This is a genomic window from Agromyces sp. ISL-38 (genome assembly GCF_018613935.1).
Lineage (GTDB): Bacteria > Actinomycetota > Actinomycetes > Actinomycetales > Microbacteriaceae > Agromyces.
In genome coordinates this window covers 145,311-168,391 of the sequence record NZ_JAGGPF010000001.1, presented here as the reverse complement: position 1 = coordinate 168,391, position 23,081 = coordinate 145,311, and the positions used below count along the sequence as shown (strand labels likewise).

Here is a 23,081-nt window from a genome sequence, read left to right as displayed (position 1 = left end):
TTCTACTGTTCGGTGATGCCGGCGGCGAGGGTCTGGCCGTCAGCGGGGTGGATCACGAGGAACGAGCCGGCGTGCCGATTCGCCCCGTACGGTTCGAGCGGCAGCGGTGCCGCGAGACGTAGGCGAGCGCGGCCGATGTCGTTCGCCTCGAGCGTCTCGGCGGGCTCATGGGCGAGCGTGTCGAGGTCGCGCTTGGAGTCGACGGATGCCACGAGTGCCTGCACCGTGGCCGTGCCGTGCTTCACGAGCACGCGTGCCCCGGGCAGCAGCGGCCGCGGGTCGAGCCAGAAGAGCTCGGCGTCGACGTCGCGGCGCCCCTCGGGGAGGGTGCCCGTCTCGACGATCACGGCGCCGCGGGCGGCGTCGATGTCGTCGGCGAGGCGCAGCGCAACCGACTGGGGTGCCACCGCCTCGTCGAGGGATGCGCCGGCCTGGTCGATGCCCGCGACGGTGGTCTCGATGCCCGAGGGGAACACGCTCACGCGGTCGCCGACCCGAACCCGGCCCGAGCCGATGCGGCCCGCGAAGGCGCGGTAGTCGCGGAACGACTCGGCGCGCTCGGGGTCGCTCGCGACATCCGCAGCCAGGCCTCCCTGCGGGCGCAGCACGAGCTGCACCGCGAGGCGGAACGCGTCGAGCTCGGTCTCGAGCTCGTCGAGCGAGGGCAGCTGCTCGAGCAGTTCGAGGAGCGCGGGGCCGTCGTACCAGGGGGTGCGCTCCGAGCGCGTGACGATGTTGTCGCCCTCGAGCGCCGACACGGGCAGCACGTGCACGTCGTCGAGGCCTAGCTCGGCGGTGACGCGGCGCACGTCGGCGTCGACCTCGATGAACGCCTGCTCGTCGTAGCCGAGCAGGTCGATCTTGTTGACCGCGATGATGACGTGCGGCACTCGCAGCAGCGCGACCACGGAGAGGTGGCGGCGGGTCTGCTCGAGCACGCCCTTGCGGCCGTCGATGAGCACGACGACGGCGTCGGCCGTGGTCGCGCCGGTGACCATGTTGCGCGTGTACTGCACGTGGCCCGGGCAGTCGGCGAGGATGAAGCTGCGCGCCCCCGTCGTGAAGTACCGGTAGGCGACGTCGATCGTGATGCCCTGCTCGCGTTCGGCGCGCAGGCCGTCGGTGAGGAGTGCGAAGTCGAAGCCCGTGCCGTCGCCGAACCCGCGCTCGGCTGAGGTGCGCGCCACCGCCTCGAGCTGGTCGGCGAGGATCGCCTTCGAGTCGTGCAGCAGGCGGCCGACGAGCGTGGACTTGCCGTCGTCGACCGAGCCGGCGGTCGCGAAGCGGAACAGCGTGCCGGTCATCAGAAGTACCCGTCCTTCTTGCGGTCCTCCATGGCGGCCTCCGAGATGCGGTCGTCGGCACGCGTGGCGCCGCGCTCGGTGAGCGTGGACTGGGCCACCTCGCGCACGACGTCGGCGACGTCGGCGGCATCCGATTCCACGGCCCCGGTGCAGCTCATGTCGCCGACAGTGCGGTAGCGCACCGTGCGCAGCTCGACCGTCTCGCCGGGACGCGGTGGCGAGACCTCGCCGACCGCGCGCCACATGCCGTCGCGACGATAGACCTCGCGCTCGTGCGCGAAGTAGAGCTCGGGAAGCGGGATGTTCTCGCGCTCGATGTAGCTCCACACGTCGAGCTCGGTCCAATTGCTGATGGGGAACGCGCGCACGTGCTGGCCCGGGGTGTGGCGCCCGTTGTACAGGCTCCAGAGCTCTGGGCGCTGGTTGCGCGGATCCCACTGGCCGAACTCGTCGCGCAGCGAGATGATGCGCTCCTTGGCGCGCGCCTTGTCTTCGTCGCGGCGGGCGCCGCCGAAGACCGCGTCGTGCCGGCCGGCTGCGATCGCGTCGAGCAGCGGCTGCGTCTGGAGCGGGTTGCGAGTGCCGTCGGCGCGTTCGTGGAGGCGACCGTCGTCGATGTAGCTCTGCACCTCGGCGACCTCGAGGCGCAGGCCGAGGCGCTCGACCGTGGCGTCGCGGAACGCGATGACCTCGGGGAAGTTGTGACCCGTGTCGACGTGCAGCACCGGGAACGGCACGCGTCCCGGCCAGAACGCCTTCGCGGCGAGGTGCAGCACGACGACGGAGTCCTTGCCGCCCGAGAACAGCAGCACGGGACGCTCGAACTCCGCGACGACCTCGCGAATGATGTGGATGGCCTCGGACTCGAGCACGTCGAGCGCGTCGAGTTCGGCCCGCCCGTTGGTTGAGTAGGCCGCCTGCGGCCGTATCGAAACCACTTCGTTGACGCTGGTGGTGGCCTCGATACGCGCCTCCGGCGCTACTCGACCACCGGCAGTGACGATCTCGGTCATAGGTGCAATCCGCATTCGGTCTTGGCGAGGCCGGCCCAGCGGCCGGACCTCGGGTCTTCGCCCTCGGCGACGGGCTTCGTGCAGGGCGCGCACCCGATCGAGGGGTAGCCATGCGACATGAGGAGGTTCACGGGCACCTGGTGTGCGCCCGCGTAGTCGAGCAGTTCGTCGAAGGTCCAGGCCGCGAGCGGGTTCACCTTGATGAGCCCGTTGCGCTCGTCCCACTGGAGGAGCGGCGTGTTCGCGCGGGTCGGCGCCTCTTCGCGGCGCACGCCCGTGAACCACAGCTCGTAGCCCGCGAGGGCCTCCTGCAGCGGCGCGACCTTGCGGAGCGCGCAGCACTGGCCCGGGTCGCGCGAGAACAGCTCGGCGCCGAACTCGGCGTCCTGCTGCGCGACCGTCTGGCGCGGCAGCACGTCGACGATGCGCACGTCGAGCGCGCGGGCCACCTCATCGCGGGTCACGTAGGTCTCGGTGAAGTGGTAGCCCGTGTCGAGGAACAGCACGTCGATGCCGGGCAGCTGGCCCGCGACCACGTGCGGCAGCACGGCGTCGGCCATCGAGCACGCGACCGCTGCGGCGTCCGCCGAGAAGTTCTCGGCCACCCACGCGACGACCTCGGCAGCGGATGCCTCGGGGCCGCCCTCGGGCGAGAGCAGCGCGTTGCCCGACTCGACGAGCGCGCGCAGGGTATCGGCGTCGCGCTTCACGGCGACGCGGGGGGCCAGGCTCACGCTCACTGGAGTGCCTCCTCTTCGGCTCGGTGCGCCCATTCGGCGAACGTCTCGTCGATGGCGGCATCGCGGTCGGCGAGGAACCGTCGCACGAGGCGCTCGACGTAGTCGACGAGGCCGTCGGCGGTCACCTTGAGTCCGCGTACCGTGCGGCCGAGACCGGCCTCCTCGCGATCCTCGGACGCGAGTCCACCGCCGAGGTGCACCTGGAAGCCGGGCGTCTGACCGCCGTCGCCGTCGGGGAGGAGCTGGCCCTTGAGCCCGATGTCGGCGGTCTGGATGCGAGCGCAGGAGTTGGGGCATCCGTTGACGTGCAGGCTGAGCGGATGCGGCAGGTCGAGGCCCGCGAGCCGCTCCTCGAGCGCGAGCACGGCGTCGGTCGCGGTCTGCTTGGTCTCGACGATCGCGAGCTTGCAGAACTCGATGCCGGTGCACGCGATCGTGCCGCGGCGGAAGACGCTCGGCCGCGCCGAGAGTCCGAGTTCGTCGAGCTCGGCGACGACCTGCTCGACGTCGCGTTCCTCGATGTCGAGGAGCACGAGCTTCTGGTGCGGGGTCGTGCGCAGGCGCCCAGAGCCATGGCGCTCGAGGAGGTCGGCGAGGGCGGTCAGCTTCGAGCCCGAGACCCGGCCGACGAACGGCGTGACGCCGATGTAGTAGCGGCCGTCGTGCTGGCGATGCACGCCCACGTGGTCGCCCTGCGTGCGCGGCTTCGGAGCGGCCGGGCCGTCGGGAAGCGGGGCGTCGAGGTACTCGGTCTCGAGCACCTCGCGGAACTTCTCGGGCCCCCAGTCGGCGACGAGGTACTTGAGGCGTGCCTTGTTGCGCAGCCGCCGGTAGCCGTAATCGCGGAAGATCGCGGCGACGCCGAACCAGACATCGGGAACCAGCTCGGGGGCGACGAAGGTGCCGAGCCGCACGGCGAGGTGGGCGCTCGTCGAGAGTCCGCCGCCGACCCACAGGTCGTAGCCGACCCCGAGCTCGGGGTGGTTCACGGCGACGAAGGCGACGTCGTTGATCTCGTGCACGACGTCTTGGCTCGGGTGGCCCGTGATCGCGGTCTTGAATTTGCGCGGCAGGTTCGCGAGCTCGGGGATGCCGATGTAGCGCTCGGTGATGGCGTCGATCGAGGGCGTCGGGTCGATGAGCTCGTCGGCGGCGATGCCGGCGACCGGGGAGCCGAGCACCACTCGGGGCACGTCGCCGCACGCCTCGGTCGTGCCGAGCCCGACGGCTTCGAGGCGCCGCCAGATCTCGGGCACGTCTTCGACGCGAACCCAGTGCAGCTGCACGTTCTGCCGGTCGGTGAGGTCGGCGCTGTCGCGGCCGAACTCAGTGGAGATCTCGCCGATCACGCGGAGCTGCTGGGTCGTGAGCTGCCCGCCGTCGATGCGGACCCGAAGCATGAAGTACTCGTCTTCGAGCTCGTGCGGTTCGAGGGTCGCGGTCTTGCCGCCGTCGATGCCGGGCTTGCGCTGCGTGTAGAGGCCCCACCAGCGGAACCGGCCGTGCAGGTCGGTCGGGTCGATCGACGCGAAGCCGCCCGCGGCGTAGGTGTTCTCGATGCGCTCTCGCACGGCGAGGCCGCCGTCTTCCTGCTTCCACACCTCGTTGGCGTTGAGCGGGGTCGTGCCGTCGATCTTCCACTGGCCGTGCGGGCGAGAAGCGGGGCGCGGCGGGCGGTTGCCACGGTCGGTGCTGGCCGGGCGCTGGGGAGCGGCATCCGTCGTCGTAGGGGTCGTCACGGGCTTCCTCCTTCCTCAACCGGCGCAGGGTGCGCGAACGGTGGTATTCGCTCGAAGCTAGGCGAGGTCGGCGGGTGCCGACAATGCGTGTTGTCATGCCCGGTCACGTCGTGTCGCATTACGTCACAGAGCGACCCGAATGACATCGGGGGTTGCGCAGCGCAGAATGCAAGCCGAGGCAGACGCGCGGCGCGCGGTAGAGGACGAACTCCGGGCCGCTGAACCGGCTGGTGCGACCGGCCGGCCTGACCGGTCGACGAGTTCAGTCGAGCTGAGCGGATGCCGCGGCGTAGCGATCGAGCACGATGTCGACGAGCTCGGCCGGGGCCGGCTCATCCGGCAGCAGCAACGGGCGCGCGGTGATGTCGGCTCCGGCGCGCACGGCGAGGCGGTCGAAGTAGCCGGGAGCGAGCAGGTAGTTCGCGACGACGACGCGCTCACCGTCGTCGGCGGCCAGACGGGCGGTGGCAACGGCGTCGGGAAGCGCAGGCTGGGCGGCCGACAGGAAGCCCAACGCCACCTCGCGGCCGGATGCCGTGGCGAGCCTCGCGGCCATGTCGCGGCAGTGCTCGACGGCTCGAACGTCGCTCGACCCGGCGACGGCGAGCACGACATGGTCGCCCTCGCGGAGCCCCGCCTCGTGCAGGCGGCGCAGGAGCACGGCGACGAGTCGATCGTCGGGTCCGAGCGCGCCGGCGAGCACGACGGTGCGGTCGGTCTCCGCCTCGACGGCCTCGGTGAGGTCGACGTGCACGTGGTAGCCCGCCGAGAGCAGGAGCGGCACCACGACCGCGGGCTCGCCCGGCGCCAGGGTGGCGAGCGTCGCCGGCACGTCGGGCTGCTCGACGTCGACGTGTCCGAGCCGAACGGAGGAGGCAGCCGACGGATGCCGCGCGGCCACGGCCGCCTCGACGGCCTCGTGCAGGCCGCGCACCGCCCGTCTTCCCTCATCGGAGGACGTGCCGTGCGAGATGCCGACGAGTGCAGGGGGCCGTGCAGTCATCCGCCCATGGTGCCAAATTCCCCGCTCATATGCATTCTGCTGCGTCATCACGTGACGTCGGGCGCCTCCATCTCACCGAGACAGGACGTGGGCGCCGGGAGTGAGCCGCGGACGTCACGTGCACGTCATTCTCAGAAGCTCGTCACGAGGTCGCCGAGCACGTCGCCGACCTTGGTGGGGTCCGTCGCATCGTAGTAATGGGCGCCCGTCGTGCTCGAGATCGACTGCAGCGTTGCGACATCCGCGTCGGCGCCGTAGGCGAGGGTGAACACGAGCACCGGAGTGCTGTGGTGCAGGGCGTCGAGGTCCGCGACCATCTGCGCGGGGTCGACGGTCGGACTCGCCGTCTCGTTCTTGCCGTCGCTGAGGAGCACGATCGCGTTGATGCGATCAGGATCCCAGTTCTGGGCCCGCTGCTGCGCGAACGTGTCGACCGCGGAGTAGAGCGGCGTCCACTCCACGGGTTGCAGCGTGCCGAGCGCCTGCAGGAAGCCGTCGCGTCCGGCGCCGATGTCGGAGACCGGGCTCACGATGCCCGGCGTGATCGCACCGTCGTCGTCGGCGGAGAACGCGGCGAGCCCCACGTCGTCGCCGGCGGAGAAGTGATCCAGTGCCTTGGTGATGGCATCCTTCGCCGCAGCGAGCTTCGTCTGCCCGGTCGCGATCGGATCACCCATCGACCCCGAGACGTCGAGGAGGAAGAGCACCTCCGCGCGCTTGCGCACCTCGGGGAACGACTCGTGCACCGCGGCGACGACCTTCTGGCCGGGGAACTCCAGGGCGCCCTTCGGTGCGTCGGCGAGCTGCCCGACCTCCTCGGCGAGTGGGCTCAGCGCGCCGTTCAGGTCGCGGTAGCCGGCGTCGCGCACGATCTGCTGGCCCTCCTTCGTGCCGGCGAAGCGCACGAAGTCGTCGGCGGCGGCCTTCTCGTCGTCCTCGACCCACGCGCCGGTCAGCACGACGGCGGGATTGTCGGCCACATAGAAGCCGTCGGTCGGGTAGATGGGCCGGAGTTTCTCCGCGGGCGGAGTGCTCTCGATGCGGGTGACGCCGTCGCGGCTCGTGATGCCGCGGTTGTAGTCCCAGACCGACTTCTCGTCGACGATCACGGCGGACAGGAAGTCGGCGACGGAGCCGCCCTTGTCCTCGGATTGGCGCGCGTGCCAGAGGAAGTGCTCTGGCGTCGCCATGTAGTGGCTCGTCGCGAGCTCGTTCTGCTTGACCTGGTCGGTGACGTCGGCGTCGCCGATCTCGTCGGCGGTGAGCTTGGCCACGGAGCCCGCGGCGGAACCGTAGGAGGCGAGCAGGGCGGCCTCGCCCGAGCTCGCGATGAGCGGGCTGGTCTTGCCGAGCTTGAACGCGCCCCACTCGGGATGTCCGAGGTCGCTCCAGGCGTTCTCGTCTCCGGCGGCGGCGAAGACGTCGCTCCAGGTCGGCGGCTTCTGGTCCCATCCGATGGCGGACGCGAGCGCGTCGGGCATGGCCAGGACGATGTCGGATGCCCCGACGCTCGTGCCCTCCTTCGGCACGTTCGCGCTGCCGCCGGCGTCACGTGCCACCGAGATCCACGAGCGCGCGTCGGGCAGCCACACCGTCGGCTTCGCGGGTTCGGCGACGTCTGGGAAGCCCACCGCGGCGTCCGCGGCGGCGAGGCCCGACTTGTCGGCCTTCGCGACGACGGTCACGCAGGCGCCGTCGATGTCACGGGGTTGCGCGTTGTAGCCCTCGACGAGCTTCGCCACCATCTCGGCGTTCTCGAGCGAGGAGAGCACGTTCACCGTGATGCACGGCTCGGCTCCGGATGCCGCAGCGGGCTCGTCATCGGGGAAGACGATCGGCTGCGCTGCGGCTTGGGTGTTCGGGGCCTCTGCCGCCCCACCCTGACCCAACAGGAGCGCCGCGGTGGCCGCTCCGCCAGCGACGACCAGCACGCCCAGCGCGGCGGCGATGGCGATCCAGAAGATGCGACGACGACGACGTCGTTCCTCCCGGAGCCGGCGCCGATCGCGCCGGCCCGGAACGCCGCCCGCGCTCATGCGGCCGCCTCCGGGCGCGGGTCACCGGTCGGCGGGCGGCAGGCGCCGCGGGCCGACGCGGCATCGGGTGTATGACGCATCGTTCATCCTCAGGTCGGGTACTGGGATGGGGTGAGCCTATCTCGACGATCTGAGTGCGCCCAAAGAACTGCGTCGACCCGCGGTGGGGGTCGACGCCGGCCGATGTTCACGTGGTGGAGTTCACCATGCCGATGAGCACCGCGGTCCACCAGGCGATCTGCGACACGATCGCGCTCGTCATGAACGCGATCCGAGCGCTCTTCGGCAGCGCGGCGAAGCGTGCCTTCGAGGGCAGGCGCGAGAGATCCCTCGTCCACCGCGTGAGCGCGACGCCGTTCAGGGACAGCACCAGCACCGCGACGAGCTTGACGATGGTCCAGGGGTGGTCGAGGTGCGGCTGGAGGAGCGCGCCGCTCAGGAGCAGGCCGCCGAGCCCGACCCAGATCGGCAGGATCAACGTGCGGTCGGCCTGCCGCAACTCCCGCACGCGGCCCCAACCGGTGGCCCAGAGGAGCGCGTGCCACTCGATCATCAGGACCGCGCCGAGGCCCACGACGAGCGAGACCAGGTGCATGAACAGGACGGGCAGGTGCAGCCAGTCGGGGGGTTCGAGCACCGTGCTGAGCCAGACCGAGGTGGCCCACGCCGCCGTGACGCCCACGTAGGCGGCGATCCGACGACGCAGGCGACGGCGCTGCTTCTCTCTCAGGGTCATCGTCACGAGCTGATCGCGGCCTCTCGCTCATCGCGACCGCGATCGCGACAGCGACCGCGTACTCCAGTCCCCCGCGTACACACTATCCGAGGCGACCACGGTTCCTCCCCGGCGTCGGGAGTGGTCGGATGCCTCAGGCTTCGAGCACGAGCGCGAGCGACGTGTCGCCGCACGGCACGAGGGTCGCGCCGCCCGGCAGCGCCGCTGCATCGGTCGCCGTGACCGCATCGCGCAACGGCGTGAGCGCGTCGACGAGGCCGTCGAGCCGAAGCAGCGCACCGGTGGCCCGATGCGGGTCGGTCGACGTGACGATGCGGCCCGAGGCGTTCACGAGGGAGCACGGATGCCCCGACTCGCGGATCACCGGAAGCAGCACTCGCTCGAGGCGCGCGACGTACAGGTCGGTGCCGACCATGCCCGCGAGCTCTCCGGCGGCCATTACGGGCGTCGTGATGGTGACCGTGTAGTCGTCGGTGCAGAGGTAGTCGACGTACGGGCCGGTGAGGTGCCGGGTGCCGGTGCGCTCGGGCACCCGCCACCACTCGAGCGTCGTGTAGTCGCGGAACTGCTCGGAGTCGGGGTCGTTCACCGTGGCGAGGCGACGCAGCCCGGCGTCGGGCGCCGCGCGGAAGGTGTTCGCTCCGCTCAGCCACCACGCGAGGTGCCACGGCGCATCGGGGAGGAACCCGGGCGACGCCACGAAGCCGGCGCCCGTGATGAGGCTGCCGGGTCGCTCGAGCTCGGGTGCCACGAGGGCGGCGATGAGCGGGTCGAGGCTCGCCGCTCGCGGCTCGGGCTCGGTCGCGATCGCGCGCTCGACCGCGTCGCGCCAGCCGTCGATCATCGCGAAGACGGGGTCGATGGTCGAGGCGATGCGCTGCGCGATCAGTTGCGCGGTGACATCGACGGTGACGGTCATGCCGCGCCTCCTTCCGTTCGTTCGGCGACGGATGCCTCTGGCGACCCGGCAGGCCCGGGCGCCTCTGGCGGTTCGCTCGCCTCGAGCCGCACCTTCTCTTCGATGAGCCATTCGACGGCCGACGCGATGTGATCGGTCGTCACCCGGCGGGCCCGCTCGGGCTCCACCGAGCGGATCGCCTCGATCACGTCGAGTCGCGCCTGCCTGCTCCGGTCACGATAGTCCTGCTCACGCAGGCAGAGCCAGAGCAGGCTGCCGGTCTCGGCCTGCAGGCGCAGCTCCTCGTGCACGAGTCGCGGCGACTGGCTGACCGCGGCGATCTCCAGCTGGAAGCGCCCCACGGCCCGGCGTGCGCCGCCGGGCGTGGTGAGGTCGGCGCGCTCGTCGATCTCGACGAGGCTCTGCACGTCGTCGTCGCTCGCGCGGTCGGCCGCGACCTCGGCGGCCATGCCGGCGATCGCCGCGTAGTGCAGCGAGAGGTCGCGCAGCTCGATGCGGCTCTGCGCGCGCACGCGCTCGTCGATCATTCGCGTCGTGGCGTCGCGGTCGTGGGTGACGAAGCTGCCGCCGTCGCGGCCGCGACGGGTGAGCACGAGGCCCTTGTCACGCAGCGACTCGAGCGCCTCGCGGGCGGTCACGACGGCCACGCCGAGGCTGCGGGCGAGCTCGGATTCGCTCGGCAAGCGCTCCCCGTCGCGCAGCACGCCCGCGACGATGGCGTCGGTCAGGCGCTGCTCGACGAGCTCGGCGCGACCGGCGCCGTCGAGCGGCGAGAAGACGACCGCGCGCGTGGCGTCGCCGCGGCCCGTGGTCTGCGGCATCCGACCTCCCGGCATCCGTGCTGGCGAATCTGTGACATGACCGTAACACGGGCCTCTGGACATTTACATCTGGAGCCATATGATTTTGACCACGAACAACTGGTTCCAGATGTTTTGTGCATGTCGAAGGAGAACACATGACCGACTCGCAGCCGGCCATCCGCCTGACGGGGCTCACCAAGGAGTTCGGCTCGGTCACCGCGGTCGATCACGTCGACCTCGAGATCGCGGCCGGCGAGTTCTTCTCCATGCTCGGCCCGTCGGGATCGGGAAAGACCACCGTGCTGCGGCTCATAGCGGGCTTCGAACAACCCAGCGGCGGCACGATCGAGCTCTTCGGGCACGACGTCACGAAGCGCGCCCCGTTCGACCGCGACGTCAACACGGTGTTCCAGGACTACGCGCTCTTCCCGCACATGAACGTGCTCGACAACGTCGCCTACGGTCTCCGCGTGCGCGGCATCGGCCGCAAGGAGCGTAACGAGAGGGCGATGCGCGCGCTCGCCGCCGTGAAGCTCGAGCAGATGGCCGCACGCAAGCCCTCGAAGCTCTCGGGCGGCCAGCGGCAGCGCGTCGCGCTCGCCCGCGCCACCGTCGTCGAGCCGAAGGTGCTGCTGCTCGACGAGCCGCTCGGCGCCCTCGACCTGAAGCTCCGCGAGCAGATGCAGGTCGAGCTCAAGGAGATCCAGCGCGCGCTCGGCATCACCTTCATCTTCGTCACGCACGACCAGGAGGAGGCGCTCACCCTCTCCGACCGCATCGCCGTCTTCAACGACGGCCGCATCGAGCAGCTCGGCACGCCCGCCGAACTCTACGAGCGGCCCGGTTCCCGATTCGTCGCCGACTTCGTCGGCACCTCGAACCTCCTCGACACCGAGCGCTCGCTCGCGCTGCTCGGCCGAGCGGGCGAACACTCCGTGCGGCCCGAGAAGATGACCGTCGGCGCGGGCGAACTCGCGGGCGACGGAGTCAGGAACGCGTGGGGCACCGTCGTCGAGGCGATCTACCTCGGCAGCGGCATCCGGCTCGTCGTCGACCTCGACGCCGGCACCCGCGTCACCGTGCTCGAACAGAACGACCGGCACCGGGCGCACGACGACGAACGCGGCGACCGCGTCGTCGTGAGCTGGCACGACGCCGACGTCGTCGCGCTCGCTGCAGCGACGGATGCCGCCGCGTGAACAGACCCGCACCACACGGCACACCACACAGGAACAGGAGAGAACCATGAAGCGGATTCCCCCCACGGCACGCCGTGGCGCGACGGTGGGCCTCGCGCTCGCCTCGATCGCGCTACTCACCGCTTGCGGCACGACTGCTGCCAACAACGACGCAGGCGGCGAGGCGGCCGACGAACTCGGTGAGTTCGAGGGCCAGGTCTCGCTGCTCGCGTGGCCTGGCTACGTCGAGGACGGCACGAACGACCCCGAGGTCGACTGGGTCACCCCCTTCGAGGAGGAGACCGGCTGCGAGGTCACCTCGAAGTCGTACGGCACCTCGGATGAGGCGTTCAACCTCATGAAGACGGGCGACTACGACGTGGTCGCGGCTTCCGGTGACGCCTCGCTACGTCTCGTCGCCGCGGGCGACGTCGCGCCGATCAACACCGACCTCATTCCGAACTACGAGGGCATCTACGACTTCCTGAAGATGCAGTCGTGGAACTCGGTCGACGGCGAGGCCTACGGCGTGCCGCACGGGTACGGCGCGAACCTCCTCATGTACAACACCGAGCTGTTCCCCGAGGCGCCCACGTCGTGGGACGTCGTCTTCGACAAGGCGAGCGAGAACACGGGCAAGGTCACCGCCTACGACTCGCCCATCTACATCGCGGATGCCGCGGTGTACCTCATGGCCCACCAGCCCGAGCTCGGCATCGAGAATCCGTACGCGCTCGACGAGGAGCAGTTCCAGGCGGCCGTCGACCTGCTGAAGGAGCAGCGTGCGTCGATCGGCGAGTACTGGTCCGACTACCTCAAGGAGATCCAGGCGTTCGAGACCGGCGACACTGTCGTCGGCACGAGCTGGCAGGTCATCCAGAACGTGCTCGAGGGTTCGGGAGCGCCGACCGCGGTCACGCTGCCCGAGGAGGGCACCACCGGTTGGTCGGACACCTGGATGATCGCGTCGAAGGCGAAGAACCCGAACTGCGCGTACGCGTGGCTCGACTACATCGCGAGCCCCGAGGCGAACGCCGCCGCCACCGAGTACTTCGGTGAGGCGCCGTCGAACGAGGCCGCGTGCGAGTTCCGTTCCGAGGGATCCTGCGAGGCGTTCCACGCCGGTGACGAGGACTACGCGTCGCAGATCTGGTACTGGTCGACCCCGATCGCCGAGTGCCTCGACGGACGCACGGACGTCGAGTGCGTCGACTACTCCGGCTGGACCGAGGCCTGGTCGGAGATCAAGGGCTAGCCCCGGTGGTTGAGTAGCGCCGCCGCAGGCGACGCGTATCGAAACCACCACGGGCCAACCCAGTGGTTTCGATACGCCTGCCGCGCTGGCTACTCAACCACCGCCACCAACGACACGACAGGACATGCATTGACCCACGCAACCGTGCCGCGTCCACGCGACTCCGCCGCCCGCAAGGGGTCGGTGTTCCTCAGCACGCACCCGCGGGCCCGGCTCGCGCTGCTGCTCAGCGCGCCGCTCTTCTGGCTCGGGCTCGTCTACATCGTGGCGCTCGTGCTGCTGCTCGTCACCGCGTTCTGGACGGTCGACAGCTTCACGGGGAAGATCAGCCAGACGTGGACGCTCGACAACATCCTCACCGTCGTCACGGGTTCGCTCTACCAGACGGTGACCCTGCGCACCCTCGGCGTGGCGCTGCTCGTGACCCTCATCGACGTCGCCCTCGCCCTGCCGATCGCGTTCTTCATGGCGAAGGTCGCGACGCCGCGGATGCAGCGCATCCTCGTCATCGCGGTGCTCACGCCGCTCTGGGCTTCGTACCTCGTGAAGGCGTACGCGTGGCGCTCGGTGCTCTCGCAAGACGGGATCCTCGAGTGGCTCGTCGCGCCGATCGGCGGGCACACTCCGGGTTACGGCCTGCCCGCGACGATCATCACGCTCGCCTACCTGTGGCTGCCGTACGTGATCCTCCCGATCTATGCGGGACTCGAGCGCGTGCCCGACTCGTTGCTCGAGGCATCCGGAGACCTCGGGGGCAAGACTTGGTCGACGCTGCGGCTCGTCGTCTTCCCGCTGGCACTGCCGGCCATCATCGCCGGCACGATCTTCAGCTTCTCGCTCTCGCTCGGCGACTACATCACGGTGAACATCGTGGGCGGCGCGAACCAGATGCTCGGCAACCTCGTCTACACGAACGTCGGTGCGGCGAACAACCTGCCACTGGCATCCGCGATCGCCCTCATCCCGATCGTCATCATCTTCGGCTACCTCTTCCTCGTGCGCCGCACCGGTGCGCTCGACAACCTCTAGGGATCACGGATGCGACTCTCTCGCCTTTCCCGCACGACGCTCGGTCTCGTGACCGGCCTGATCCTCCTGGTCGTCTACGTGCCGCTCTTCGTCGTGCTCGTGAACTCGTTCTCGACGTCGACGTCGCTCACGTGGCCGCCGCCGGGCCTCACGCTCGAGTGGTGGGGGCGCGCGTTCCGGAGCGCAGGAGCGCTCGAGGCCGTCGGGACGAGCGTGCAGGTCGCGATCGTCTCGACGATCATCTCGCTCGTGCTCGGCACGCTCATCTCGCTCGCGCTGCAGCGATTCGAGTTCTTCGGCCGCGAGGCGATCAGCCTGCTCATCATCCTGCCGATCGCGCTGCCCGGCATCATCACGGGCATCGCGCTCAACAACTTCTTCCGCACGATCATGGGCGTGCCGCTCTCGATCTGGACGGTCGTGATCGCCCACGCGACGTTCTGCATCGTGACGGTGTTCAACAACGTCATCGCGCGGCTACGGCGGCTCGGCACGAATCTCGAGGAGGCGTCGGCCGACCTCGGTGCCGGCGTCTGGACGACGTTCCGGCTCGTGACCTTCCCGCAGTTGCGCTCGGCGCTCCTGGCTGGTGGTCTGCTGGCGTTCGCGTTGAGCTTCGACGAGATCATCGTCACGACGTTCACGGCGGGGTCGGGTGTGACGACGCTGCCGATCTTCATCCTGAACAACATGTTCCGGCCGAGCCAGGCGCCGATCGTGGCGGTCATCGCGGTGGTGCTCGTGCTCGTGTCGATCATCCCGATCTACATCGCGCAGCGGCTGTCGGGGTCCGAGCAGCAGCGGCGCTGAGCGCGAGGAGGCAGAATAACCGGTATGGATGCCTCCCTCGCCACCGATTTCTCCGCGTCGCTGCCCTCGTGGCTCGTCGACGACATGGCCGCGCTCGCCGCGTCTCCGCTCGCCACGCCCGAGGATCGGATGCGCCTCGTGAACGAGCTCGCCGATCGCAACTGGCGTGCGGGCAACGGTGGGCCGTTCGCGGCGATCGTCGTCGACGCGGCATCCGGAGCTCTCGTCTCGATGGGCGTGAACGTGGTGCTCGCGAGCGGGATCACCTCGATGCACGCCGAGGTCATGGCGCTGAGCCTCGCGCAGCGCGCGGTCGGCCGGTGGGATCTCGGGGCGGGCGGCGCGGATCTCGAGCTCATCGTCAACTGGCGGCCGTGCGTGATGTGTTACGGCGCGACGATGTGGTCGGGCGTGCGGCGGCTTACGATCGCGGGCGAGGGGGCGGAGCTCGAGCGGCTGACGGGGTTCGACGAGGGGCCGATGACCGAGGACTGGGAGGGCGAGTTCGAGCGGCGCGGCATCCGGGTGTCGGTCGGCGTCGGACACGACGACGCGCTCGAGGTGTTCCGCGCCTATGGGGCGTCGGACGCGGTCGTCTACAACGCGCGCGGCGTGACCGAGACCGGCGGCGCGTAGCGGGAGGCGCGGCAGGCGCGGCAGGCGCTGCAGGCGCGGCAGGCGTGAAGAGGCCCGATGCTCGGTGAGCATCGGGCCTTTGCGGTGGCGGGCGTCGAAGGCTACTGCCATCCAAGGGGATGTCTCTCTGCAAAATCGGTAGATTCGTCGACTTGTCTACTGATCTGCGAGGAAACTCACGACCGCTCATCCGAGGCGGATGTCTCTCTGCAAAATCGGTAGATTCGTCGACTTGTTCAGCGATTTTGCGGAGAGAACATCCCCTGGATCGGACCGGGGTGCCGGGTCACTCGGCAGCGTCCGTGCGGTCGGTGTCGGTGTCGGTGCCGCGGTCGCGATCGCTGTCGCGACCGTGCACGTGATCGCGGTGGCCGAAGCGGTGGCGGTGTTCACCGTCGTGACGGTGGTCGAACCCGTGCCCGCGCTCGCTGTCGTGAGAGAGGTCGAACCCGTGCCCGCGCTCGCCGTCGTGAGAGCGGTCGAACCCGTGCCCGCGCTCGCCGTCGTGAGAGCGGTCGAACCCGTGCCCGCGCTCGCCGCGGTGGCCGACGCGGTGCTCGTGCTCGCTGTCGTGAGAGTGGCCGAACCCGGGGCCGCGTTCGCCGGGGCGACCGTGGCCGAACCAGCGGCGGCGCTTGCGCGGCATCCGCTCGTCTTCGCTCCAACCGAGCTTGCGGGCGATCGCCTCGAGCGAGCTCATGGTGGTGGCGAAGTCCTCGGGGCTGACGGCCTCAGCGACGGTCGCGCGGAGTGAGGAGACCCGCCCGTGCAGGGACTGCAGGGCGGCCTCGCCGGCCTCGGTCAGGCTCCAGGAACCGGGTTCGCCGGTGACCCAGCCTCGTTCGACGAGCGGAGCGATGCGCTCGGGGCGCGCTGCCAGCCGCTCGGTCATGCCCGGGTCGGAGACCGTGCCGGCGATGAGGTTGAGCCGGCGCCAATCGCGGCGGCTGATGCCCTCGGCGGCGAAGAGGTCGCGCATCGCGTCGTCGAGGCGACGGTCGATGACGCGGAGCCAGTAGCCGAGGGGCCGCGGGCTCGTGGGGACAGTGGTTTCGGTGTGGTTGTCGTGGGTGGTCACGCGTGTTCCTTTCGTGACGCGGTGCGCGTCGGTGTTGCGGGCGGTACTCGAGGCTCGCCCGCTCGGGGAGGTGCTCACAGGCGGCGGATCCGCTCACGCCCGTGTCGGGCACCTGATCAATTACATGCACTATTACATGTGTATGTAGAATGACATACATGAACGGATCGCGTCAAGTCCCGCCCGGTGAACGCTCAGGGTCCGATGACGCGCCCGACCCGAACGACCCGGTAGCCCTCATCGAAGCGGCCCTTGTCGCGATGCGTCGCGACCAGGGCCGGAGGCGGCTGCAGCGTCGCGCCGAGGCGAACGAGCACGGGCTCGGGCGCGGACATGGCGATACCCACGGTTTCGGCTCTGCCCACGCGCACATCGAGCACGCGCATGACGAGCACGTTCGCGGACACGGCCACCGACGTGGCGGTCGCGGGACGGGCGGCCCGGATGCCGATGACGCCGAGGAGGGGACCGGGCGGGGGCATCCGCACCTCCGTGGCGGTCGCCGAGGCGATGGGCTCGCACAGGCTGCGCGTTTCCGCTTGCTCGACGCCCTCGAGGGCACCGAGCGCCCGCCGTCGGTGAGCGAGCTCGCCGACGCGATCGGGGTCGATCAGCCGCGCGCGAGCCGTCTCGTGCAGGCGGCCATCGACGCCGGCCACGCCCGGCGCGAGGTCGACCCCGCCGATGCGCGTCGCAGCGCCATCGTGCTCACCGCGGCCGGCCGCAAGATCCTCGCCGACGCAAGGGGCACGCGGCGCGACGCCGTCGTGACCGCGCTCGCCGAGTTCACTCCCGAGGAGCGCGCCGAGCTCGCCCGCTTGCTCTCACGCTTCGTGGCGGCCTGGCCACGCGACTGACCGTCTCTCTCGGACCGCCGGGAGCTCGGCAGGCCAGGTTTGGAGGACTTCGGGCGCTTGGGAGGACGGATGCGCCGCTCCGCGTCCTACGAATCGGCCGACGTCCTGCAAACCTGAAGCAAGGTCATGCTGCCGACCTCAGGCACGGTCGGCAGCCGGCACCTTCACGAAGAGCATGAGCACGAGGCCCGCCGCCACCACGATCATGATGCCGAGGATGCCCCAGTACGTCGCTCCGAACGCGGCGATGAACGACGCCCACAGCAACGGCGAGAGGAAGCTCGCCGCGCGACCGGTCGTCGCGTAGAGGCCGAAGATCTCGCTTTCGCGGCCGGCGGGAGTCACGCGCGCGAGGAAGGAGCGCGACGCCGCCTGGGCTGGGCCCACGAACAGCGTGAGCACGAGACCGAAGATCCAGAACACGAGCTTGCCCGAGTCGTGGAAGAAGAAGACCGTGAGGCCGGCGACGAGCAGGCCGCTGAGCGAGAAGATGATGACGGCTCGCGGTCCGAAGCGGTCGTCGAAGCGGCCCGCGAGGATGGTCGAAAGACCGGCGATGAGGTTGGCAGCGATGCCGAAGGTCAAGACCTCGTCCCTTGTGAAGTGGAACGCGACCGCCGCGATCACCGCGCCGAAGGCGAACACGCCCGCGAGGCCGTCGCGAAACACGGCGCTCGCGAGCAGGAACCAGAACGTCGGCCGGGTGCCGCGCCAGAGCGCGATGACGTCCCTGACGAGCACCGCGTAGCTGCGGAAGAACGACACTCGCTCGCGGCGCGGTGCGGGCGGTGCCTCGGGCACATACACGAGCACGGGCCAGGCGAAGGCGATCGTCCACACGGCGCATCCGACTGCGATCACCCGGAACGCGAGCCCGTTGTCGGTCGGCATGCCCCACCAGTCGAAGGTGGTCGCGACGACCACGAGCACGAGCGCGATGATGCCGCCGATGTAGCCGAGGCCCCAGCCGAGACCCGAGACCCTGCCCACCGTCTTCGGCGTCGACACCTGCACGAGCATCGCGTTGTAGTTCACGCCCGCGATCTCACTGAACACCGTCCCCGCGGCGATGAGCGAGACGCCGAGCACGAAGTACGCGGGCGCGCCCTGCACGAAGAACAGGGCGAACATGCACAGCACGAGCGCTGCGGTGGCGCCGCCGAGCCAGAGCTTGCGCCGGCCCGCGACATCCGCTCGCTGACCGAGCACCGGGGCGAGCACGGCGATGAGGATGCCCGCGATCGTGATCGCCCATCCGAGCCCGCTCGCCAGGTCGGCGAGCCCGCGCTCGCGCAACGGGTCTCCCTCGGCGAGCTCCGCGACCGCCGGGTCGAGGAACGTATCGCTCGTGAGGTACAGCGCCGTGAACACGAACGTGAGGATCACCGAGTTGAACGGCTGCGTCGCCCAGTCCCACAGCGCCCACGAGAACACCTGTCGGCGCGGGATGACCCGCCCCTCCTGCAGCTCGAGGCCCATCACCTTCACGGCGTCGCTGTCGATCGGGGACGGCTCGGGGGGAAGGGTCATGACTGAAGCCTCGTTCGGTCGGATGAACGGCAGGTGACGCGAGCGGCCGGGCGTGGCATCCGTCTCCGTTTCGATCGGCGCTGATCTTCGAGCACTGTAGCGCTCACGGATGCCGCTGCGGTAGCGGCTCGCGCACGCGCGTTCGCCCGCGGCGATCACCTGCGAGACGTCCTCCGGATGCTGCTTCATTGGACATGTGGCAGAGCACGACGAACTGTTCGACTACCTCCGCTCCACCGACACGGTGCACATCGTCACGACGACCCGCGACGGGCGCACGATTCCGACGCCGATCTGGGCCGTCGCGGTCGACGACGGGATCTACGTGCGCTCCGCGTACGGGCCCGACGCCAAGTGGTACCGGCGTGCCACCAGCAACGGCGGCGCCGCCTTCGACACTCCGGCCGGGGCGCGCGCGGTCGCGATCGAGGCGCCGAACGATGCGGAGCTCGAGGCTCGGATCGACGACGCGCTCCAGGAGAAGTACGCGGCAGAACCGGCATCCGTCGCCGAGATGCTCACCCCGCTCGCCCGGGGCACGACACAGCGGGTGACGCCCGCGCCGTAGCCCCGACCGAGCGCGCCGGCGCGCCGCCGCTCACCGGCACCGGCGCCGGTGCACCGCCGCTCACCGGTACACCTCGGCGATCAGCTCGCTGAAGAGCTCGTCGGCGTCGCACTCGAGGCGCTGCCGGGTGAACCAGTCGCAGACGTTGACGCAGTCGCGGTGCAGCAGGTCGAAACCCTGCGGATTCGAGACCAGGTCGACGACCTGCGGCAGGTCGATCGCGACCACCCGTCCGTCGTGCACGAGCAGGTTGTACGGCGAGAGGTCGCCGTGGGCGAGTCCCGAGCGCGCGAGCGTGCGCGTGAACTCGACGATCTGCTGGAACAGCTCGCGCAGCTCGTCGGGTGTCGCGCGCACCTGGGCGAGCCGGGGTGCAGCGACGCGGCCCTCGCCGATGAACTCCATGAGCACCTCCGTGCCTCCCACCTGCACCGGGTAGGGCACGGATGCCCCGAGCTCGGTGAGTCGCTTCAGCGCCTCGAACTCGGCATACGCCCACTGCACGCGGGCGACCTCTCGGCCGAACGTCGTGCTCTTCGCGACGGCGCGGGCGTCACGGCTCCGGCGGGTGCCGCGGCCCTCGGTGTAGACGGTGGACCGGTGGAACTGGCTGTGCTCGCTGCCGCGATAGCGCTTGGCCGCGAGCAGCACGCTCTGGCCTGGCGTGCCGGGCTCAGCTCCTGGCACCGCACGTTCGATGAGGTCGAGGTCGGCCTCCTTGCCGGTCTTCACGACACCGAGCTCGGTATCGATCGCCGCGGCATCCGTGACGAGCCAATCGGGGCGCGGCAGCGGGCCGCGTTCGGATGGAGTGGTGGCCGGCCAGGTCGACCAGCGCTGGTCCTCGCCGGGTTCCGTCAGCTGGAACGCGAGGTCGCCCGCGTCGAAGCGCGGGGTCGTGAAGGGGTGGGATGCCACGTGCGAGCGCACGACGGCGGATTCGTCGAGTGACGGGGTGATGTGCAAGGTGGGTTCTCCGAGATTCACGGAGGCCACCGAACGCCGGAGTGAATGGGCTACAGGCGGGCGGCCTCAGAGGGAAGGGTGTCTGCGATGCGCACGACAATGACGGTGTTCATCGATTTCTCCTTCCGGTCTCGGGCGACGGATGCCGCGACAGGCGGCCCGCACGCGAGCCTACGCCGCCGGGCAGCGCCGTGTCTACAGAATCACTCCCGCTGTCCCCGCCCGAGCCGAGTTGCCATTTGCGGCCGCTCCGCGGCCCGACATGCGGCCGAAAGTGGCAACTCAGCGCGCCGGCCCGCTCCAGCCGCGCGCTCGAAGCGCCCGATCGAGCTGCGCGAGCGCGCGCCGAAGAGGCAGTCGACGACCGACGCGGATGACGATCCAGCCATCGGTTGCCAGGTCGTTGAGCCGCTCCACGTCTCGGTGGAATTGTCTCTCGTCGGTGCGGTGTTGCTCGCCGTCGTATTCGAGCAGCACGCGGTACCGGCGGAAGACGAGATCGCCATGCGTCATCCGGCCGGCTGAGAGCTCGATCGCGCCGTTGCATTCGGGTTCCGGGTAGCCGTGGCGCGCGACGTTGAGTCGCAACAAGGTCTCCCTTCGTGATGCAGAGCGCGGTCGGAGGTCGATGCGGGCACGGCGCAGCGCCACCACGCCGGGTCTCGAGCCGAAACGAGCGATCGCCAGGTCGAGCTCGTCGAGCGTGGCGACGGGGTCTCGCCAGCCGAGCAGCCGGTCGCCGGCGGCGACGAGGTCATCGTGACCGAGTGAATCGGCGAGCTGACACCACGCGTCGCATGGCGCGACCACGGGCAAGCCGGCGATGAATCTCGTCTCGGCGTGGGTTCCGAGCCGGTGCCCCACCACACCCTTCATCCGCGGCTGCCGCATCGGGGCGGGAACAGCAACGTGAAGCGGAAGCGGAGTCGAGCTCGGAAGCGGCAGCTTCCACAGCATTGCGGCGGTGCGATGGCTGAAGACCTGGCCCTGCGGCATCCGCGTGGCATACGCCGTGCAGAGACCCGCCAGGTCGAGGTTGTCCAGGGAGGTGCGGACGCCGCGGAACGGTGTCGTCAGATCGTGCGCGCGAGTGCGCCGACGCGTGAGGCCGTAAGCGGCCGCCTGTCGCACAGTGAACGGCGCGGTTTCCAGCTCGGCGGGGAGTCGAGACGCTTTCGGCACGCGCGATATCGTCTCCCATCCGCGGCTCGCGGATGCCGCATCCGCTCCAGGCGTGGTCTGCCTGCGCCATCTGTTCCTGTCGAGGACCAGTCCAGCTGCCCCGAGTTGCCAGTTGAGGCCGCCTTCCGGCTGGCGGGGCGGCCGAAAGTGGCAATTCGGTTCGGTGGACGGCCGAGATGCGGGATAGGGTCGGCGGCATGCGGGGAGGCGAGCGGAACGGGGCATCCGCTACCGTCGTGCTCGTCGAGGGCGAGAGTGATCGGCTCGCAGTTGAGACGCTCGCGGCGCGGCTCGGGTGTGACCTGGTTGCAGCGGATGCCACGGTGGTCTCGATGGGCGGCGTCACGAACCTGCGTCGGCACCTTGCCGAGCTGTCGGCGGCTCCGGTTCGTCCGCGGGTACTCGGCCTCTTCGACGCTGGTGAGCTCGCGTATGTGCATGCCGTCGTCGAGCGTGACGGCCTTCGAGACGCGGGCGCCGGCATCGGCGCCGGCGGCGGCACGCCGGGCACGCTCGCCGGGCTCGCGTCGCTCGGCTACTTCGCGTGCGAGCCCGATCTGGAGGGTGAGCTCATTCGCGCGCTCGGCACCGACCGCGTGGAGCAGTTGCTGGCCGAGCACGGCGAGCTCACGCGCTTCCGCGGCTTCCAGCAGCAACCGGCGCAGCGATCGAGGGCGACGGATGCGCAGCTCAGGCGCTTCATGGGCACGCACAGCGGCCGCAAGGCGCGCTTCGCACCGATTCTCGTCGACGCGCTCGAGGAGTCGCGTATCCCCGTGGCCCTCGCCGCGCTCGTCGCGGCGGTCGGCGATGGCGCGGCCTGACCGGGGTGGTTTCGATACGGCTGCTTCGCGGCCTACTCAACCACCGGGCTGCTTCGCGGCCTACTCAACCACCGGGGATGCGTCGACGAACGGCCGGAGGGCGTCGACCTCAGCCGGGTCGAGGTCGTCGGCGTAGAAGCGATAGATGTTCTCCACCTGCACGGCGGCGGCGCCTTCGGCGTCGCGAGCGCTGATCGCCTCGACCAGCCGCGCCCCGTCGAGGGCGCTGCGCTGCACGATCGCGAGCTGGTCGGCATCCGTGTGAAGCCGGCGCACCATGAGTTCGGCCGTGATTCCGCCGATGACATTGCCGCAGATCTCGATGAGCTGGTTGCCGGAGGCGCGCCGGATCGCGGCATGGAACCGGGAGACGTGCTCGCTGAAGAACTTCGCGCCATCCGCCTGGATGCTCGCCTCGAGCTCCCTGAGCCGAGCCGTGATCAGGTCGAGGTCGGCCTCGCTCCGATTCCTCGCGGCGAGGCGGGTCGCGCTGCCCTCCAGGAGCAACCGGAACTGGAGCACCTCGACCCGCGAGACGCTGTCGAGCCGGGCGAGCTGCGACATGGACTTCTCCAGCAGGCGGGGCGAGTAGTGCGAGATGACCGGCCCGCGAGGGTCGCCCGGGCGGGACTCGACCACACCCGTCGCCTGCAGCACGCGGAGCGCCTCCCGCACGGTCGCGCGGCTCACCGAGAAGTCCGCCATGAGCTTGCGCTCGCCCGGCAAGCGGTCGCCCGCCTTCAGGTCGCCGTTCGCGATCGCGCTCTCGATCTGCAGGACGATCGACTCGTAGGCGCTGACCTTCTGCACGGGGGTGAATGGCACGCGGCTCCTTCGATCTCGGGGGTCGAACGTAAATAGTGTGTTTCACGGCT

General features: G+C 70.0%; 23 protein-coding genes. 8 read left to right on the top strand and 15 right to left on the bottom strand.

Features of this window, described 5'->3' with window-relative positions; all coding sequences use genetic code 11:
• Positions 1 to 2: 2 nt before the first annotated feature.
• From J7E25_RS00790 to J7E25_RS00750, 9 genes are all read right to left on the bottom strand, one after another.
• Positions 3 to 1,304, bottom strand: coding sequence for a sulfate adenylyltransferase subunit 1 (locus J7E25_RS00790; protein ID WP_214867027.1), 1,302 nt, complete (start codon positions 1,302 to 1,304; stop codon positions 3 to 5).
• Complete coding sequence (gene cysD / locus J7E25_RS00785; protein WP_251038684.1) at positions 1,304 to 2,317, bottom strand: sulfate adenylyltransferase subunit CysD; 1,014 nt, start codon at positions 2,315 to 2,317, stop codon at positions 1,304 to 1,306. Before cysD ends, J7E25_RS00790 begins: the two co-directional genes overlap by 1 nt.
• Entirely contained in the window at positions 2,314 to 3,057 is a 744-nt protein-coding gene (locus tag J7E25_RS00780) for a phosphoadenylyl-sulfate reductase (RefSeq protein ID WP_308164278.1), read from the bottom strand. Before J7E25_RS00780 ends, cysD begins: the two co-directional genes overlap by 4 nt.
• On the bottom strand, positions 3,054 to 4,796 hold the full coding sequence (locus tag J7E25_RS00775) for a nitrite/sulfite reductase (protein WP_214867023.1): 1,743 nt from the start codon (positions 4,794 to 4,796) through the stop codon (positions 3,054 to 3,056). The genes J7E25_RS00780 and J7E25_RS00775 overlap by 4 nt, the downstream gene beginning before the upstream one ends.
• A 262-nt stretch (positions 4,797 to 5,058) precedes the next feature.
• Positions 5,059 to 5,799 carry a sirohydrochlorin chelatase gene (locus J7E25_RS00770; RefSeq protein ID WP_214867021.1) on the bottom strand — a complete coding sequence of 247 codons (741 nt, stop codon included), beginning with the start codon at positions 5,797 to 5,799 and terminating at the stop codon, positions 5,059 to 5,061.
• Positions 5,800 to 5,930: 131 nt separating this feature from the next.
• Positions 5,931 to 7,835 (bottom strand): VWA domain-containing protein, encoded by a 1,905-nt coding sequence (locus J7E25_RS00765; RefSeq protein ID WP_214867019.1) that lies wholly within the window; start codon positions 7,833 to 7,835, stop codon positions 5,931 to 5,933.
• A gap of 187 nt (positions 7,836 to 8,022) precedes the next feature.
• Positions 8,023 to 8,571 carry a hypothetical protein gene (locus tag J7E25_RS00760; RefSeq protein ID WP_214867017.1) on the bottom strand — a complete coding sequence of 183 codons (549 nt, stop codon included), beginning with the start codon at positions 8,569 to 8,571 and terminating at the stop codon, positions 8,023 to 8,025.
• A gap of 133 nt (positions 8,572 to 8,704) precedes the next feature.
• The gene (locus J7E25_RS00755; RefSeq protein WP_214867015.1) at positions 8,705 to 9,490 is read right to left on the bottom strand and encodes a cache domain-containing protein; all 786 of its coding nucleotides are present in this window, start codon (positions 9,488 to 9,490) and stop codon (positions 8,705 to 8,707) included.
• Positions 9,487 to 10,311: a FadR/GntR family transcriptional regulator gene (locus tag J7E25_RS00750; protein ID WP_214867013.1), complete on the bottom strand. Its 825-nt coding sequence runs from the start codon at positions 10,309 to 10,311 to the stop codon at positions 9,487 to 9,489. The genes J7E25_RS00755 and J7E25_RS00750 overlap by 4 nt, the downstream gene beginning before the upstream one ends.
• Positions 10,312 to 10,448: 137 nt before the next feature.
• On the opposite strand from J7E25_RS00750, the gene J7E25_RS00745 reads away from it, so the two are divergent.
• From J7E25_RS00745 to J7E25_RS00725, 5 genes are all read left to right on the top strand, one after another.
• Positions 10,449 to 11,492, top strand: a complete 1,044-nt coding sequence (locus tag J7E25_RS00745) for an ABC transporter ATP-binding protein (RefSeq protein ID WP_214867011.1) — start codon at positions 10,449 to 10,451, stop codon at positions 11,490 to 11,492.
• Positions 11,493 to 11,538: 46 nt separating this feature from the next.
• Positions 11,539 to 12,726, top strand: a complete 1,188-nt coding sequence (locus tag J7E25_RS00740) for an ABC transporter substrate-binding protein (RefSeq protein ID WP_214867009.1) — start codon at positions 11,539 to 11,541, stop codon at positions 12,724 to 12,726.
• A 129-nt stretch (positions 12,727 to 12,855) separates the two neighbouring features.
• Complete coding sequence (locus J7E25_RS00735) at positions 12,856 to 13,755, top strand: ABC transporter permease (protein ID WP_214867007.1); 900 nt, start codon at positions 12,856 to 12,858, stop codon at positions 13,753 to 13,755.
• 9 nt (positions 13,756 to 13,764) lie between these two features.
• A complete protein-coding gene (locus J7E25_RS00730; protein ID WP_214867005.1) occupies positions 13,765 to 14,565 on the top strand; it encodes an ABC transporter permease in 801 nt (266 codons plus the stop codon).
• Between the two features lie 24 nt (positions 14,566 to 14,589).
• Positions 14,590 to 15,201, top strand: coding sequence for a nucleoside deaminase (locus tag J7E25_RS00725; RefSeq protein ID WP_214867003.1), 612 nt, complete (start codon positions 14,590 to 14,592; stop codon positions 15,199 to 15,201).
• 286 nt (positions 15,202 to 15,487) lie between these two features.
• Here the strand turns inward: J7E25_RS00725 and J7E25_RS00720 are convergent, their stop codons facing one another.
• Together J7E25_RS00720 and J7E25_RS17650 are read right to left on the bottom strand one after the other, a co-directional pair.
• Positions 15,488 to 16,279 (bottom strand): hypothetical protein, encoded by a 792-nt coding sequence (locus tag J7E25_RS00720; protein ID WP_214867001.1) that lies wholly within the window; start codon positions 16,277 to 16,279, stop codon positions 15,488 to 15,490.
• A gap of 194 nt (positions 16,280 to 16,473) precedes the next feature.
• Complete coding sequence (locus J7E25_RS17650; protein ID WP_215007206.1) at positions 16,474 to 16,761, bottom strand: hypothetical protein; 288 nt, start codon at positions 16,759 to 16,761, stop codon at positions 16,474 to 16,476.
• 57 nt (positions 16,762 to 16,818) lie between these two features.
• Between J7E25_RS17650 and J7E25_RS17645 the strand changes: the two genes are divergently transcribed.
• On the top strand, positions 16,819 to 17,136 hold the full coding sequence (locus tag J7E25_RS17645; RefSeq protein ID WP_215007209.1) for a MarR family winged helix-turn-helix transcriptional regulator: 318 nt from the start codon (positions 16,819 to 16,821) through the stop codon (positions 17,134 to 17,136).
• A gap of 138 nt (positions 17,137 to 17,274) precedes the next feature.
• Here J7E25_RS17645 and J7E25_RS00710 read toward each other — a convergent pair whose 3' ends face one another.
• Entirely contained in the window at positions 17,275 to 18,666 is a 1,392-nt protein-coding gene (locus J7E25_RS00710; RefSeq protein ID WP_214867781.1) for an MFS transporter, read from the bottom strand.
• A gap of 196 nt (positions 18,667 to 18,862) precedes the next feature.
• Here J7E25_RS00710 and J7E25_RS00705 point away from each other — a divergent pair, with 196 nt between their 5' ends.
• Positions 18,863 to 19,234: a DUF2255 family protein gene (locus J7E25_RS00705; RefSeq protein WP_214866999.1), complete on the top strand. Its 372-nt coding sequence runs from the start codon at positions 18,863 to 18,865 to the stop codon at positions 19,232 to 19,234.
• 60 nt (positions 19,235 to 19,294) lie between these two features.
• Here J7E25_RS00705 and J7E25_RS00700 read toward each other — a convergent pair whose 3' ends face one another.
• A complete protein-coding gene (locus J7E25_RS00700; RefSeq protein WP_308164277.1) occupies positions 19,295 to 20,221 on the bottom strand; it encodes an RIO1 family regulatory kinase/ATPase in 927 nt (308 codons plus the stop codon).
• Between the two features lie 261 nt (positions 20,222 to 20,482).
• The gene (locus J7E25_RS00695) at positions 20,483 to 21,382 is read right to left on the bottom strand and encodes a hypothetical protein (RefSeq protein WP_214866997.1); all 900 of its coding nucleotides are present in this window, start codon (positions 21,380 to 21,382) and stop codon (positions 20,483 to 20,485) included.
• 197 nt (positions 21,383 to 21,579) lie between these two features.
• Here J7E25_RS00695 and J7E25_RS00690 point away from each other — a divergent pair, with 197 nt between their 5' ends.
• Positions 21,580 to 22,206 carry a TOPRIM nucleotidyl transferase/hydrolase domain-containing protein gene (locus J7E25_RS00690; protein ID WP_214866995.1) on the top strand — a complete coding sequence of 209 codons (627 nt, stop codon included), beginning with the start codon at positions 21,580 to 21,582 and terminating at the stop codon, positions 22,204 to 22,206.
• 60 nt (positions 22,207 to 22,266) lie between these two features.
• Here J7E25_RS00690 and J7E25_RS00685 read toward each other — a convergent pair whose 3' ends face one another.
• The gene (locus J7E25_RS00685) at positions 22,267 to 23,031 is read right to left on the bottom strand and encodes a FadR/GntR family transcriptional regulator (RefSeq protein WP_214866993.1); all 765 of its coding nucleotides are present in this window, start codon (positions 23,029 to 23,031) and stop codon (positions 22,267 to 22,269) included.
• Positions 23,032 to 23,081 lie beyond the last annotated feature (50 nt).